General features: G+C 40.6%; 14 protein-coding genes and 2 pseudogenes. 3 read left to right on the top strand and 13 right to left on the bottom strand.

What is annotated here, in order from left to right:
- The coding region (locus HT715_RS05285) for a transposase (RefSeq protein WP_172922847.1) at positions 1-363 on the top strand (363 nt) is incomplete at its 5' end.
- Between the two features lie 145 nt (positions 364-508).
- On the opposite strand, the gene aguB is transcribed toward HT715_RS05285, so the two are convergent.
- Genes aguB through HT715_RS05255 form a run of 6 tightly spaced genes read right to left on the bottom strand, consistent with a single transcriptional unit; the run spans position 509 to position 7,180 of the window.
- Entirely contained in the window at positions 509-1,384 is an 876-nt protein-coding gene (gene aguB, locus HT715_RS05280) for an N-carbamoylputrescine amidase (protein ID WP_023937523.1), read from the bottom strand.
- A gap of 9 nt (positions 1,385-1,393) precedes the next feature.
- On the bottom strand, positions 1,394-2,479 hold the full coding sequence (gene aguA / locus HT715_RS05275) for an agmatine deiminase (protein WP_138707116.1): 1,086 nt from the start codon (positions 2,477-2,479) through the stop codon (positions 1,394-1,396).
- Positions 2,476-3,603 carry a carboxynorspermidine decarboxylase gene (nspC, locus tag HT715_RS05270; RefSeq protein ID WP_138707115.1) on the bottom strand — a complete coding sequence of 376 codons (1,128 nt, stop codon included), beginning with the start codon at positions 3,601-3,603 and terminating at the stop codon, positions 2,476-2,478. Before nspC ends, aguA begins: the two co-directional genes overlap by 4 nt.
- Positions 3,603-4,862: a saccharopine dehydrogenase family protein gene (locus tag HT715_RS05265; RefSeq protein ID WP_000088792.1), complete on the bottom strand. Its 1,260-nt coding sequence runs from the start codon at positions 4,860-4,862 to the stop codon at positions 3,603-3,605. The genes nspC and HT715_RS05265 overlap by 1 nt, the downstream gene beginning before the upstream one ends.
- Positions 4,859-5,719, bottom strand: a complete 861-nt coding sequence (speE, locus tag HT715_RS05260; protein ID WP_000366713.1) for a polyamine aminopropyltransferase — start codon at positions 5,717-5,719, stop codon at positions 4,859-4,861. The genes HT715_RS05265 and speE overlap by 4 nt, the downstream gene beginning before the upstream one ends.
- Positions 5,720-7,180, bottom strand: a complete 1,461-nt coding sequence (locus HT715_RS05255) for an aminotransferase class I/II-fold pyridoxal phosphate-dependent enzyme (RefSeq protein ID WP_138699667.1) — start codon at positions 7,178-7,180, stop codon at positions 5,720-5,722. It abuts the gene before it with no gap.
- Between the two features lie 709 nt (positions 7,181-7,889).
- On the opposite strand from HT715_RS05255, the gene HT715_RS05250 reads away from it, so the two are divergent.
- Positions 7,890-8,585, top strand: coding sequence for a VIT family protein (locus HT715_RS05250; protein ID WP_023937531.1), 696 nt, complete (start codon positions 7,890-7,892; stop codon positions 8,583-8,585).
- A gap of 41 nt (positions 8,586-8,626) precedes the next feature.
- Here the strand turns inward: HT715_RS05250 and HT715_RS05245 are convergent, their stop codons facing one another.
- Positions 8,627-10,615: an ABC transporter permease gene (locus HT715_RS05245; RefSeq protein WP_138707114.1), complete on the bottom strand. Its 1,989-nt coding sequence runs from the start codon at positions 10,613-10,615 to the stop codon at positions 8,627-8,629.
- Position 10,616: 1 nt separating this feature from the next.
- Positions 10,617-11,375 carry an ABC transporter ATP-binding protein gene (locus HT715_RS05240; RefSeq protein ID WP_000173372.1) on the bottom strand — a complete coding sequence of 253 codons (759 nt, stop codon included), beginning with the start codon at positions 11,373-11,375 and terminating at the stop codon, positions 10,617-10,619.
- Positions 11,376-11,801: 426 nt separating this feature from the next.
- Between HT715_RS05240 and HT715_RS05235 the strand changes: the two genes are divergently transcribed.
- Positions 11,802-11,993 (top strand): hypothetical protein, encoded by a 192-nt coding sequence (locus tag HT715_RS05235; protein ID WP_000680781.1) that lies wholly within the window; start codon positions 11,802-11,804, stop codon positions 11,991-11,993.
- 142 nt (positions 11,994-12,135) lie between these two features.
- Here the strand turns inward: HT715_RS05235 and HT715_RS05230 are convergent, their stop codons facing one another.
- From HT715_RS05230 to HT715_RS05210, 5 genes and pseudogenes are all read right to left on the bottom strand, one after another.
- A complete protein-coding gene (locus tag HT715_RS05230) occupies positions 12,136-12,408 on the bottom strand; it encodes a PspC domain-containing protein (protein ID WP_001085048.1) in 273 nt (90 codons plus the stop codon).
- Positions 12,409-12,466: 58 nt separating this feature from the next.
- On the bottom strand, positions 12,467-12,916 hold the full coding sequence (locus HT715_RS05225) for a SprT family protein (RefSeq protein ID WP_001054508.1): 450 nt from the start codon (positions 12,914-12,916) through the stop codon (positions 12,467-12,469).
- On the bottom strand, positions 12,903-15,032 hold the full coding sequence (locus HT715_RS05220) for a Tex family protein (RefSeq protein ID WP_014017280.1): 2,130 nt from the start codon (positions 15,030-15,032) through the stop codon (positions 12,903-12,905). The genes HT715_RS05225 and HT715_RS05220 overlap by 14 nt, the downstream gene beginning before the upstream one ends.
- A gap of 73 nt (positions 15,033-15,105) precedes the next feature.
- A pseudogene (locus HT715_RS05215) lies at positions 15,106-15,611 on the bottom strand (DUF1919 domain-containing protein); the annotation flags it as partial.
- A gap of 175 nt (positions 15,612-15,786) precedes the next feature.
- Positions 15,787-16,014 (bottom strand): annotated as a pseudogene (locus tag HT715_RS05210) (IS630 family transposase); the annotation flags it as partial.
- Between the last annotated feature and the right edge of the window lie 7 nt (positions 16,015-16,021).

The raw sequence follows: 16,021 nt of genomic DNA, 5'->3' as shown, positions 1-16,021 counted from the left end.
CAAGGGAGAATTGTTTCTTTGGAGATCACTGTGAACTATTGTCATGATATGAAGTTGTTCAAAATGAGTCGCAGAAATATCGGACAAGCTGGTAAAATCTTGGCTGACAGTGCTTATCAAGGACTCATGAAGATATATCCTCAAGCACAAACTCCGAGGAAATCAAGTAAACTTAAGCCATTAACTCTTGAAGACAAAGCCTGTAACCATGCACTATCTAAGGAGAGAAGCAAGGTTGAGAACATCTTTGCCAAAGTAAAAACGTTTAAAATGTTTTCAACAACCTATCGAAATCATCGTAAACGCTTCAGATTACGAATGAATTTGATTGTTGGTATTATCAATCATGAACTAGGATTCTAGTTTTGCAGGAAGTCTAGTATAAAATACGGACTAATCAAGATAAAAGAATAGTGAATCATAAAAATCGATTTACTAGATACCATAGTATCTTATAGTTGCTAATAAGAAGTTAGTCTAGCAGAATGAACCTCTCATTTCTCCCCTACTAGTCCGTAATTCGTTGATACATTTCTGGTCTTCTATCTCGAAACAAGCCCCAGTTTAGGCGTTCACTTGCTCCCTTGTCTAGGTCATAAGTAGCTAACAGAACAGCTTCTTCTTGTCTTTCAGCTCGTTCTAGAATAGCTCCTGTTTCATCCGTCATAAAGGAGGAACCGTAGAAGTCAAGACTGGAACTCTGTCCGCCATTTTCCTCACTAGGCGTGACCTCTTCCAATCCATAACGATTGGCTGAGATGACTGGAACAATATTTGCTGCTGCGTGTCCTTGCATGGTACGTTGCCAATGACCACAACTATCCGTATCTAAAATTGGCTCTGAACCAATGGCTGTAGGATAAAAGAGCAATTCAGCACCATTTAACGCAAGACAGCGGGCTGTTTCAGGGAACCATTGATCCCAACAGATACCGATCCCGATCTTGGCATAGAGAGTATCCCAGACCTTGAAACCTGTGTTGCCAGGTGTGAAATAAAATTTTTCTTGATAATAATGGTCATCTGGTATGTGGGTCTTTCGATAAACACCCAGCACCTCACCATCTGCATCAATGACGGCAATAGAGTTATACAAGACATTACCATCTTTTTCATAGAAACTGATTGGTAAAACGACCTTTAGCTCCTTGGCAATGGTTTTAAAATGCTGAATAGCTGTATTGTCTGTCACCGACTGGGCATGCTGGTAGTAGTCATACTGACGTTCCTGACAGAAATAGGGACGTTCAAACAACTCGGGCAAGAGAATAATTTGTGCGCCTTGTTCTGCAGCCTGACGTACTAAACGCTCTGCGGTTTGAATATTTGTTGCCACATCCTTGGCGCATTGCATCTGAATGGCTGCAACTCTTACATTTCTCATCTTTTTCTCCTATTCTGGGATTTGTTGGGTGATACAGTGGATATTGCCACCACCTAAGAGAATATCTCTGGCTGGAATTCCGACAACTTTACGGTCTGGGAAACACTCACTGAGAATATCTAAGGCTACTTGGTCGTTTTTATCTTGAAACTGAGGAACTAGGACAGCCTTGTTGGCAATATAAAAGTTTACGTAGGAAGCTGCTAGTCGTTCACCTGCGTATCGCTCTTCTTCTCCTTCTTCATAGATGTAGCCTGGCAAATCCTCTTCGGTTACAACTTGATGAAGAGCTGGAATTGGAAGTTTATGAATAGTGAAGTGACGACCTTTTGCATCTGTTTCTTGCTCTAAGAATTCGAGATCTGCTTTTGACATGGCATACTGAGGATCGTTTTGATCATCTGTCCAAGCCAAAACAAGCTCTGCAGGACCAACAAAGGCTGAAACATTGTCAACGTGTTCATTGGTTTCATCCTGATAAATACCATAAGGAAGCCAAATAACTTTTTCAGCGCCAAGGCACTCTAATAAGGTATTTTCGATTTCCTCTTTACTAAGATGAGGATTGCGACCAGGACTAAGCAAACAACTTTCAGTCACGAGAATGGTTCCTTGACCATCGCTATGTATCGCTCCGCCTTCTAGGACAAAAGGTTTGGCATCATAAACAGGCATTTCCAAGGCCTCAGCAAAATTACTGGCTACTTGGTCATCCTCTTCATAGTCTTGGTAGAGACCATCTACAGCTCCACCCCAAGCATTGAAAGACCAATCCACGGCTAATTTCTGGCCTTTATCATTGACAAGAATGGTTGGGCCTGTATCACGCGCCCAGGCATCATTGGTGGGAATGTCTAAATAAACAACCTTGTCTCCAAGATAAGATTGGGCTTCAGCTAAGTAGTCTTGGTCCACCAAAAGATAGACTCTTTCTCCTTCTGCTATGGTCTTAATAATCTGGCTGAAAGCTCTTTTAGCAGCCTTTCCTTGAAAGGGCCATGAACCTGGTCGAGTCGGCCATATCATGAGGGTACCATGATGTAGTTCGTACTCTGCTGGCATACGATAGCCTAATTTTGTGGGACTGTCCATCATGATAATCTCCCTTTAAAATCTTGATAGCCAAAGGCTTTGACTAAGCTACAGTCACCCTGATCATCCATGAGATAAAGACTTGGCAATCCAATACCATTAAAGGTATTATTTTTAACAAATGAGTAAATAGCCATGTCCTCAAAGTAAAGTCTATCTCCAATCTCAACAGGATTTTCAAAGCTATAGTCTCCAATTACATCGCCCGTCAGACAAGTATTGGAAGAAAGTCTATAGGTATGGGCTTTTTCCTGTGCCTCAAAGCCATTTCTCAAAGGTGGACGATAGGGCATCTCAAGTACATCAGGCATATGGCAGGTCGCAGAGGCGTCTAAAACCAAGATTTCCATACCGTTTTCGACAATATCTAATACCTCAGTTGCTAGATAACCCGCATTGAGCGCAATGGCTTCACCCGGCTCGATATAGATTTCAAGATTGTAAGTTTTTCGGATACGCTTGATTTCTGAAATCAGCAAATCTACATCATAGTCTTCTCTTGTAATGTGATGGCCGCCCCCCATATTGAGCCATTTGACCTCATGCAAATAGGAACCAAACTGCTCTTCTACTGCTTTCAAAGTTGTCTCTAAATCATCTGCACCCTGCTCGCAAAGGGTGTGAAAATGAAGACCATCCACCAAATCCAGCAAATCACTAGGAATTTTATCTAGTGTAACGCCAAAACGAGAACCTGGTGCACAAGGATCATAGAGAGCATGATCTCCTTGAGTTGAACACTGAGGGTTAAGTCGCAGCCCCACGCTTATACCAGCATCCCGACAACGAGCTCCATGCTTACGCAACTGTCTCTCTGAGTTAAAAACGATATGGTCTGTTATCTCCAGCAATTCCTCCAAGTCTGCATCCTTGAAAGCAGGTGCAAAAACATGGACTTCGCCAGGAAATTCTTCCCCTGCCAATTTGGCTTCATAAAGTCCACTAGCAGTCGTACCAGATAGATACTGGCTAATCATGGGATAGGTTTTGTAGAGGGAATATGCCTTCTGGGCAAGCAAAACCTTGCAACCGGCTTCTTCTTGTACATATTGTAAAATGCGACAGTTGTCTTCTAACTTTGCCAAGTCAATGACGTAAGCTGGTGTTGGTACTTGTTCTAGCTTCATTAGTCCACCATTTGTGGATTTTCAACCACAACCCAAGGCAAGCCATACTCATTCAAAGCTTCCATGAATGGATCTGGATCCAATTCTTCAAGGTTGTAAACTCCAGCTTGTTTCCAAGTACCGTTCATAACCAATTTTGTTCCAATCATGGCTGGAACGCCAGTCGTGTAAGAAATAGCTTGTGAACCAACTTCCGCGTAACATTCCTGATGGTCGCAGACATTGTAGATGTAGATGGTCTTTTCAACGCCATCTTTTACACCTGTAAAGATACATCCAATATTGGTTTTACCTACAGTAAGTGGGCCAAGGCTTGCAGGGTCTGGAAGCAAGGCTTTTAAAAATTGAATCGGAACGATGTCTTGTCCATTGAAGTTAATGGCATCCGTACGAAGGAGACCAACATTTTCCAAGCATTTCATATGCGTTAGATAAGATTGACCAAAAGTCATAAAGAAACGAATACGTTTAACACCTGGAATGTTTTTCGCCAATGATTCAATTTCTTCATGGTGGAGGAGATACATATCTTTTTGTCCAACTTGAGGGAAATCGTACTCGCGCTTGATAGACATGGCTTCAACTTCGACCCATTTTCCATCTTCCCAGTAAGAACCTGGTGCAGAAACCTCGCGTAGATTGATTTCTGGGTTAAAGTTTGTCGCAAATGGATAACCGTGGTCACCACCATTACAGTCTAAAATGTCGATATAATGGATTTCATCAAAATAGTGTTTAAGGGCGTAAGCTGAAAAGACACTAGTCACACCTGGGTCAAAACCAGAACCAAGAAGAGCAGTCAAGCCTGCTTCTTTGAATTTTTCCTGATAAGCCCATTGCCATGAGTAGTCAAAGTAGGCTGTAAAACCAAGTTCCTTGCAGCGTTTTTCGTAGATAGCACGCCATTCAGGGTCTTCTGTATCTTCTGCTTCGTAGTTGGCTGTATCGATATAGTGAACACCTGTTGCCAAACAAGCGTCCATGATAGTTAAATCTTGATAAGGCAGAGCTACATTCAAAATAGCTTCTGGTTTGTAGCTTTCAATCAGGGCAATGACTTCTTCAACCTTGTCAGCATCAAGAGCAACTGTCTCAATCTTTGTACTTGTTTTGCCTTCTAGCTTCGCTTTCAAGTCATCACATTTTGACTTAGTACGGCTAGCAATCATAATCTCTGTAAAGGTTTCGCTATCTTGACAAATCTTTGAAATAGCAACTTGGGCAACACCCCCACATCCAATAACTAATAAACGACTCATTTTTTTCCTTCCTCTTCTTCTAAAATGTCTTCTACATATTTGGGCAACATAAAGGCTCCCACGTGTAAGTTTGCAGTGTAGTATTCTGTGAAAAGCTGGCGTTTTTTCCAGCCTTCCTTGTCAAAATCTTTGACAGGGTGATATTTTTTCGATGCAAATCCAAACAACCAATAGCCAGCTGGGCTGGTTGGGATATGGGCCTGATAGACCCGACTGATTGGAAAGGCTTGATTGACCTTGCGGTGCATGCTTCGACAAGCTGACTCATCTTCGTCAAAGAAAGGACTCCCATGCTGGTAAATCATTATACCGTCTTCTTTCAGAGCACGATAACTATTACCGTAAAATTCCTTGGTAAAGAGCCCTTCCGTATGTCCAAATGGATCCGTCGCGTCGTTGATGATAATATCATAGTCATCTTCGCAGTTTCGCAAAAAGCGTAGCCCATTTTGGTAGTAAATAGTAACACGTGGATCATCTAGCCCTGCAGCAAAGTCTGGGAAATACTCACGACAAACCTCAACCAACATCTCATCTGGTTCCACGATATCGATTTGTTCCAGCTCAGGATAGAGTGTTAATACTTGAGCAACACCACCGTCGCCACCCCCAATAACCAAGACTTTCTTTGGATTGGGATGCACAGCCATGGGAACATGAACGGTCATTTCGTTGTAGACAAAGTCATCCGCATCTGAAAACAAGACGTGCCCATTTAAAATCAGTATTTTCCCAAAAGCTGGGGTATCCAAGACTTCGATATCCTGCCATTCACTTTTACCAGCGTAGAGTTGCTTGGCTGTTCGCAGGGACAATTTGACATCTGGAGTATGAACTTCAGAAAACCATAAATCCATCTAGTTATCCTTTCTCTTAATGACGTTGATGTGATTGACCTCAGGATCTTCCGTCCCTTGGAGGGAGCAACCACGTTCCTTAGCAAATTGGATATAGTCTACAATTTCACGAGTAATGCGTTCACCAGGAGCCAAGATAGGAATCCCTGGAGGATAGCACATGACAAATTCTCCACAGACCTGTCCAACAGATTCATCCAAGGTCAAACTTTTTCTCTCTGAATAGAAGGCTTCCTGAGGAGATAACACCAACTCGGGCTGAATATATTCTCCTGCTATCAAGTCCTTCCCATCTCGTGAATAGAGTCTCTTGATGTCAGCCAAAGCACCGACCAAGCGCTCGATGTCTTGGATGCGATCACCAATCGAAATATAGGCCAAGATATTGCCAATATCACCAAACTCAATCTGAATGTCGTATTCGTCTCGTAGGAAGTCATAAACCTCGATACCTGTTAAGCCAATACCCTGAGTGTAAACTGACAGCTTGGTTACATCAAAATCACAGACCGACACACCATCTATTAACTCTTTTGAGTAGGCATAGTATCCACCGATAGCATTGATTTCACGGCGAGCATACTCAGACAGTTCAATGACCTTTTCAAACGACTCTTTACCACGAAGGGCCAAGTTGCGACGTGAAATATCCAAACTAGCCATCAACAGGTAAGAAGCAGATGTTGATTGGGTCAGGTTGATGATCTGACGAACGTATTCAGAATTCATCTGCTCCCCGATAAGTAAAATGGAGCTTTGGGTCAAACTCCCACCAGACTTATGCATGGAAACTGCTGCCATATCAGCCCCTGCATCCATAGCAGAAATTGGAAGTTTATCAGTGAAATGCAAATGCGCTCCGTGGGCTTCATCTACTAAAACCATCATGCCAGCTTCATGAGCCATTTCTGTCAAACCCTTTAGGTCTGAACAGATGCCATAGTAAGTAGGATTGTTAATCAAAATGGCCTTGGCATCTGGATGGTCCTTTATGGCCTGGGCTACTCGGTCATTTTCAAGACCTAAAGCGATACCAATCTTAGGATCTACACTCATCTCGATATAGATGGGAATGGCACCACATAGAACCAGCGCATTGATGGCAGATTTGTGAACATTTCTCGGAAGAATAATCTTATCTCCTGCCTTGCAGGTTGACAGAATCATAGTCTGCACCGATGAGGTTGTTCCACCAATCATGAGAAAAGCATGGCTAGCTCCAAAAGCATCTGCAGCCAGCTCCTCTGCATCTCGAATAATCGAAATAGGGTGTCCTAGATTATCCAAGGGTTTCATCGAATTGACATCAATGCCTACACATTTTTCTCCTAACAGTTCGACAAGTTCTGGATTTCCTCGTCCACGCTTGTGACCTGGAACATCAAAGGGAACAATCCTTTTCTTGCGTAACTTCACCAAAGCCTCATAAATTGGGGCTTGGTTTTGATCTAACTTCTTCAAGACTTACTCCTTTACCGTATTTTTAGTGCCTCAAGAAGATAAAGGCGACTAAAGGTTGACTCATGAAAAAAGAGCAGGTTTCCACCTGCTCTGCAATCTTCTGACGTTTTTATGTTTGTTTCTGTTGAGTATGTCTGTTCCCGATGTTTCCTAACTCTCTAGTAGCAAATATTACGTACTTTATTGATCGTTTCACAAGATGACGTGTGCTTTCACCACACTAAAAATTTATGAATTAGGACAAGTGTCCTAACATCAACTTATAAAAGTAGGCTTTTAACCCTATCAATAATGTGGTTTTTCAACCACGCTTCGGCATTCAACCCTGCCTGTCCGTAGGCATTTTTTACTCGGGTTTATATTTGCTAGAAAACATCATCTCATTTTCTAAGCTTTATTACTATATCATGTTTTTAAGAACTTGTAAAGCGGTTTACGAAAAAAATATAAAAAGTTCGCAAAATAGTTGGATTTTATTTGATTTAATACTCATTATTCTCTTGTAAACGATTATAAAGTGAACAAAATGTTTATCCTATTTAATTTAAAATTTTTTATGCTATTCTATACTCTTTACCTTCGGTGTTTGATCTATCAGAGAAGATGTCGATATTTTTATATCATTAAAATCGTGCAACTTTTTTCAGATACTTTTAAAAGATTGATTTCATTACCTCTTTCCTTTATACTGGATAAAAAGGAGAATAGTATGTCAGAAACAAATCACGAAATCGATTCAAATTTTGCAGGTCGTTTAAATATCCTGCGTGCGGGTGTTCTTGGTGCCAATGATGGGATTATTTCCATTGCTGGTGTGGTTATCGGAGTTGCTAGTGCCACGACCAATATCTGGATTATCTTTTTATCAGGATTTGCAGCTATCTTAGCTGGTGCCTTTTCAATGGCTGGTGGAGCATATGTATCCGTTTCAACTCAAAAAGATACTGAGGAAGCAGCCGTTGCGCGTGAGCAGCTCTTGCTAGACCAAGATATGGAACTAGCCAAAAAGTCCCTCTATGCTGCCTATATCCAAAATGGAGAATGCGAAACCTCTGCTCAACTTTTGACTACCAAAGCCTTTTTAAATAATCCACTCAAGGCTTTGGTAGAGGAAAAATACGGTATTGAGTATGAAGAGTTTACCAATCCTTGGCATGCTGCCATCTCTAGCTTTATTTCTTTTTTCCTTGGAAGTTTGCCTCCAATGCTCTCAGTGACCATTTTCCCAAGTGAATACCGCATCCCTGTTACTGTCCTTATCGTCGGTGTGGCCCTTCTTCTCACTGGTTATACTAGTGCCAAACTTGGAAAAGCCCCAACCAAAACAGCTATGATTCGGAACCTAGCTATTGGTCTCTTAACTATGGGAGTTACCTTTCTGCTCGGACAACTTTTCAGCATTTAAAACACAAGAAATACCTCGATTTTGAAGTCGAGGTATCTTTTTTACATTTGCACAATCTTGCGATAACTTCTTGAAGTAATCATGAAAATCAGCACATAGGCGATGAGGAAGATAGCGCAGATAGACAAGGTCACAATCAACATCATATTCGTATCTATTACACCAATCACTTTTAAAATCAGACTAAGCATATGGTAGGCAAAGGCTAGATGTATGAAGGCAAAAAGCAAAGGAAGGAAGAAAACAGTTAAAACTTGTTTGTTGATGGTTTGCTTGATTTGCTTTTGATCTAAACCGACTTTCTGCAAGATAATAAAGCGTTCACGGTCTTCGTAGCCTTCAGAAATTTGTTTGTAGTAGATGACTAGAACGGTTCCGACCATAAAGATAATGGATAGGAAAATACCGATAAAGAAGACACCACCAAAGAGGGCACTCATCTGAGCACTAGCATCTGCTAGATTGCTACCATAAACATAGCTACCTTCCTTGTTTAATTGAGCATTAAATTGATTGAGGTATTTATCATATTCTTCAGCAACCTTGAGTTGTTCTTCTTCGCTGGCATTTACATTCATACCACCGTACAGCTGATTATAGATAGCCGAATCTGGGAATTGGTCTAAAAATGCTTGCAAATTAGGAACAACTATATAATTGTAATCAGTAGTAAAAATATTAAACTGATTTGGGACATGGTTCACAATAAAATCTGTATTAAATTCTTCTTTTACAGAAAATTGATGGTTATTTAGAGTTAGAGCTTTCTGTCCTTTCAGTCCATCATTCTTAGCGAAGAGGCCGACCTCATTGCCTGATAGAGAAAGCTTCTGACCAGTCATATTTTCATAGTCTTTTTGGTCAAATACCATGAAGACTGTTTTAGGTTGGACACGATTTTGTCCTTTTTCAAAAATAGTTAACTTGGTTCCTTCTTGATTTGCAATACCAAAGTTACTGTAACGAAGCACTTCTTTCTCTTTGACACTATAACCTTTGTCACTTGCAAACTGGCTCAAGAGTTTGTCCAAATCTTCTTTTTCAACATTTTGTCCAGTAATACCAAAGTCGTGAGGATTCATCACTTTTTTAAAGGATTCTGAAGCATTGAAAATGCTTGTCGCGGCTGACATGGTTACCAAAACCATTGTTGATAAAATAGCGATAGTTGCTAGTCCAACCGCATTTTTCTTCATACGGAAAATCAAGTTGGAAACAGAGATGAGGTTATTGGGTTGGTAATAGTATTTCTTGTTTTTCTTTAAGATTTGAAGGAAAACGGTAATACCTGCATTAAACAAGAGATAGGTACCAAAGATAACCAGCAAAACAGCTAAGAAGAAGGTTGTTAGGGCTGTAAGGGGATCTTTTACGGTAAGGGAAAGATAATATCCAATTCCTAAACTTATGGAACCAAGAATGGTTTGGAGAGGTAGGAAACGACCTCTTTTCTCTCCGCTTGCTTTCTCACGCGAGAGCTGGAGGGCATTCATACGGGCGATTCGAAGGGCATTCAGGAACATGAGGCCTAGGAAAATCAAACCGAAGACAACAAGTACTGCAATGACAACATTCATTTGGAAGGTAGCGACCAGCTCAACCTTCAATTTCATCAGTTTGAGCAAGAAAGCGAAAATTAACTTGTCAAACAAGGCTCCAATACCGATACCCGCTCCAACAGTTAGAATCCCAAATACCACCAACTCCTTAAAGGTCATACTGATCAGGTGACGCTTCTCCAAGCCCAGCATGCCATAAATTCCTAGTTCCTTGGAACGGTTCTTCATGACAAAACTATTGGCATAGAGGACGATAATGGCTGAAGCAAGGGTGACGACAAACATACCAAATCCAAGTGTAGCCTGAATGGTTGTTCCTCCACGGATTTCAGCAATCTTGGGATTGAAGGTTAGAGAGTAAAAGAGATAGGTGACTGTGACTGCCAAGAGAACAGCCAGCGCAAAAGGATAGTAGAGTTTGCGGTTTTTAATCAAGTTCGATACCGCTAACTTATTGGTTAATCGAAACATACTAATTCACCTCGCTTGCCATGACAGTCAAGGTATCAGAGATCTCTTGGAACATCTGACGTTCTGTCTTCTCTCCACGGTAGATTTGGTTGTAAAGAATGCCGTCTTTGATAAAGAGTACACGTTTAGCTCTGCTAGCTGCTGCTGTTGAGTGGGTTACCATGAGAATGGTTTGGCCGCGCTCATTGATTTCATCAAAAACATCAAGAAGAGCTGCAGAGGACTTGGAATCAAGGGCTCCTGTTGGCTCATCCGCAAGGAGAATTTCAGGCTCTGTGATGATAGCGCGGGCTACTGCTACACGCTGTTTCTGACCACCTGAAATCTCGTAAGGATACTTCTCTTGCAATTGGTTGATACCTAGATTCTCAGCTGTCACCACCAATTTCTTCATCATCTCCGTAATAGGTCTTCTTGACAAGACAAGTGGAAGCAAGATATTGTCCTTAACAGACAGAGTATCTAGCAAGTTAAAGTCTTGGAAGACAAAGCCCAACTTTTCACGACGGAAGCTAGAAGCCTGTGAATTTTTAATGGTTGCGGTGTCTGTTCCGTTCAAATAAACTTGACCACGAGTTGGTTTATCCAGCATAGCTAGAATATTGAGAAGAGTAGATTTACCAGAACCAGACTCACCCATGATAGCAACGTAGTCACCCTTTTCTACGGTAAAGTGAATATCCTTGAGGGCTTCTACTTGGTTGCCCTGAAAACGAGTTTTATAAATTTTTTGAACGTGTTTTACATCTAAAAGTGTCATGAGAATCTCCTTTCTTAATATCCCATCAAATGAAATGTTGCTTGCATCATAGCGCATCCCAGTTGAACACGCTCGATATCTTTATGGCTTGGTTTTCTAGTTTTCTTATGTAAGATTTGTTTCATGATGTTACTCCTTTGTTCTTTATGAGTCTAGTTTACATCAAAAAAAGACCGCTTGCCATAACCTAACCTTACAAAAGAGACTTTAATCTTACATTTTTGTAAGATTGGGGGAAATGTAGGCAAAATTACTTATAAAATGATTTGATTTCCTATTTTTAAAATTGTAAAATATAAGTGTGAAAAGGCTTACTTTGGAAAGGGGGAATCGGAACTATCATTTGAGTAAGCTTACCTAGATAACATGCCATTAAATTCAACACTTTCAAATCGAACTACCTATAAGGAAAGAAGGTGCGCCTTAATGAAACACAAAGAATATATACTCATCGGACTTCTCTATCTCCTCTCTCCATTCATCGGTCAACTCTTAGTTGAAAAAACATACTTTATCGGTACAGAATTTACAGCTACTGCTTATGCTATTTGCTGGTTATCAGTTGTTATCAGCATCCACCATTTTTCCAAAAATGTATTGTCTCAGCATGAAAAATAGATTAGAAACATGAGTTCAAAAGAATGCTTTTAGTTTGTAGATGAAGCTGGAAAAATATTATTAAAAGTAAAAAAGCTTTAAATCAAGCAGTTTAGACTATTGATTTAAAGCTTTTTGCTTATTCTAAATCTTTTGTAAAACCTCACCAAAACCAGCCTTCATTATCGTCAATGGCTTGGGCTTCTTTGCGTTTGCGTGGGCCTGTTCCGTACATTTCTGCTTCGATTTCTTCCTTGGTTGGCATGACAGAAGCTAGGATGATATAGATAATCACACCAAGTCCAAAGTTTGCGACTGTAAAAATAGCAAATAGAAAACGAACAAGGGTAACATCAAAGTTCCACTTGTCTGACAGACCTGCCAGAACTCCTGAAATCATGCGATTTCGTCTCATTTTATAAAATTTACTGTTCATGATATTTCCTCTTTCTGCTAGGTTAGACATAGTATATCACGGGTAGGCTCGGCTTTCATCAGTCCTCAGGCTGATTTACTAGTAGCAACTTTCCTCGACAAACTCCACAGCGATAGCGTTTGGTATCAATCCTTCGCTTGCGCTGATAAGTTTGCTGGCAGGATTGGCAACGATAAAGCTTGATTGGCTTGGAGTTTCTATTTGGCAAGGTTGGCACAAAGCGTAATCCATCCACTGCTTCCAAAAGTTCCTTAAAATCCCGATCCTTGTGTTGATAGCCCTTCCCTTGAAAATAGAGGTGATAATGACAGAGTTCATGTCGGACAATTTTCCTAAAAACATCCAGACCCAGTTCCTGATAAACCTTGGGATTAAAATCCAAATGCCCATCTTTGGGGAAAAATCGCCCACCTGTCGAACGTAGACGCCTATTCCACTGGGCATGATGGATAAAAGGTCTGCCGAAGTCTTCTAGCGAAACCTGCTTGACGTAATCAGTTAGATTCATCTGGAGCTAGGAGCGACAGATTGACTTTTTCACGTTCAGTATCAATTTTCTTGACCCAAACGGTCACCAAATCTCCAACTGACACCACTTGGCTAGGATGTTTGATAAATTTGCGACTCATGTGGGAAATATGAATGAGACCGTCCTCGTGAATTCCAATGTCAACGAAGGCACCGAAGTCAACGACATTACGCACCACACCCTCTAGCTTCTGCCCAACCACTAAGTCCTTGATATCCAGGACATCTTGGCGAAGCATAGGTGCGTCAAAGGAATCACGGAAATCTCGACCTGGTTTGAGAAGATCTGCAATGATATCTTTAAGAGTTTCGGGACCAAGGTCTAGCCCTTGCGCCATTTCCTTGACTGAAAGAGACTTGAGTTTGCCTTGGGCTTCTTCATTCAGGTCCTTAATGTCCAAGCGTTTGAAAAGTTCCTTAACGGCAGCGTAATTTTCTGGGTGAACTCCTGTATTATCAAGAATATTGCTACTTTCAGGGATACGAAGGAAACCAGCTGCCTGTTCAAAGGCCTTAGCCCCCAAACGAGGAACTTTCTTGATTTGGGAGCGTGAAGTGATTTTTCCTTCTTCTTCACGGTATTTGACGATATTTTCAGAGATGGTTTTATTGAGTCCAGCTACGTGTGAAAGAAGAGCTGGGCTGGCTGTATTGACATTGACACCGACTTGGTTCACCACGGTATCCACGACAAAGTCCAGACTTTCAGACAGTTTCTTCTGACTGACATCATGCTGGTATTGACCGACACCGATTGACTTAGGATCGATTTTGACCAATTCAGCAAGGGGGTCCTGCAAACGACGGGCGATAGAAATAGCAGAGCGTTTTTCAACGGTCAAGTCTGGAAACTCCTGACGAGCAAGTTCGCTGGCAGAATAGACCGAAGCACCACTTTCATTTACGATGACATAACTAACCTCAGGAAAATCTTTAAGAACTTCCGCCACAAAGGCTTCACTTTCACGACTAGCAGTACCATTTCCGATGGCAATAATCTCTACACCGTATTGACCAATCAAGTCTGCCAAATCTTTCTTGGCTTCTTCGATTTGACGAGCTGATGCTGGTTTAACAGGATAAATGACCTGAGTTGTCAGCATTTTCCCAGTTGCATCAACGACAGCTAGCTTGGCACCTGTACGAAAGGCTGGGTCAAATCCAAGAACCATGCGCCCTTTTAGAGGAGCAACCAAGAGAAGATTGCGCAGGTTGTCAGAAAAGAGTTGAATAGCTCCCTCTTCTGCCTTCTCGGTTAATTCTGTACGAATACGGCGCTCGATAGCAGGCAAGACCTTTTTCTTAACGGATTGCTGAACAACTTCATCAATATAAGCATTTTTCACCTTGAAACGAGTAGCAAAAAAGGCAAGAATACGGTCCGTCGCATGTTCAAAACCGATCTTCAAGACACCTAGCTTCTCCCCACGATTGAGAGCCAAGGTACGATAGCCTTGCATAGTTCCAACTGTCTCTGAAAAATCATAATAAATCTGAAAAACCTGCTTTTCATCAAGACTTTCATCCTTGGCTTGAGAAGTGAGTTTAGAGTGTCTCAGCACTTCCTGATAAGTCATAGAACGCAAGGTCACATCTTCCGATAAGGCTTCGACCAAAATATCAACTGCACCGGTCAAGGCTCCCTTGCCAGTCGCAAATCCTTCACAGACGAACTTTTCAGCTTCTTTCTCCAAGTCAACTATATTCTGCAAAATCAAGCGAGCAAGAGGAAAGAGTCCAGCTTCACGGGCAATGGTTGCCTTGGTACGACGCTTTTCCTTATAAGGAAGATAGAGTTCTTCAACGTCTGCTAATTTTTCGGCAACTAAGATAGCTTCTTCCAATTCCTTGGTCAACTTACCTTGTTCTTGAATCTTAGCTAAGACAGCTTCCTTACGGTCATTGAGATTTGTCAGACTTTTATCCAAATCAATAATAGCCTTAATCGCCACCTCATCCAGACTACCAGTCATGTCCTTGCGATAACGCGCCATAAAGGGAATAGTCGCCCCTTCAGCTGTCAAACTTAGAACGGTATCAATTTGCTTTAACGTCACTCCCAAATCCTGAGAGATTTTTTCATATTTTTTATCCATGAAACTATTATACCACAAGCTAAACATTTTAAATTAACTCGTAGAACATTTAAAAAATATGTAGGGAATAGATTTATATGCTACAGCGCAATAACTTGCACTTAAAGAGCATTGCCACCTTTTTTAACCAAGCCATGATATCAAAAGTATTTAATGGATCAGACATAATAGCCAGTTCTGGAAGATGTTCCTGACCTGGAATAACACATTGACTTTTCAAATTTTTATATGGACGATTGACTAAAATTAATTTATTAGAATAAGGAAGATTATCCATCTTATTTAAAATTTCTTCACTAGCTGAATCTTTATTATCAAATTTAAAATATAGATTATCCCAATTTATGCGTTTTTTCTTTTTTCCCACTTAGTCCGTGCTTCTTCAATACTAGAATAATGTAGAAAATGAATATCTATATCCCCTAAGTGCCCCAAAGGATAAACTTCATGGGTCCAGCTCGGTGAAACAAGTTCCTCTTCGAAAACAAGTTCTTGTTCCATATAGTACCGAAAATCCTTTGTAAGTTTATAATAATCATCAGGAAGAATAAATAAACCAACAAAAGGTGTTCTATATTGGCTTTACAATAATAACTTCTATATCTTTAAATGTTTGTCTATCAACTATTAATAAAGACTCTAATAAACTATTTTTATCTCCTTGATGTAATAAAATAACACTGATTAAGCAAGTCAATTTTACTACCTCCTATAATTTTCTGATAATGATTTTCTTCTTATTTCAATTATATAATCATTTAGTTTTAAAAAAGCGTTCCAAACATTCAAAAATAGTTGGGACTTCCCTTAATAAATCTGTTCCTTTCTTTTTCAAGATAGCCCATGCTTGCTCAATAGGATTCAAATCTGGTGAATAAGGTGGTAGAGGTAAGAAAAAGTGTTTATCTTGGATGCAGAGTTCATCCAAAATGTTCTTGGGATCAAAACTAGCATTGTCCATGACAATAACATGAGGTGTCTTTCAAAGC

It is taken from the genome of Streptococcus sp. 4155 (genome assembly GCF_013276695.1).
Taxonomy (GTDB): Bacteria; Bacillota; Bacilli; order Lactobacillales; family Streptococcaceae; genus Streptococcus; species Streptococcus pseudopneumoniae.
This window is presented reverse-complemented; position numbering and strand designations above follow the sequence as displayed.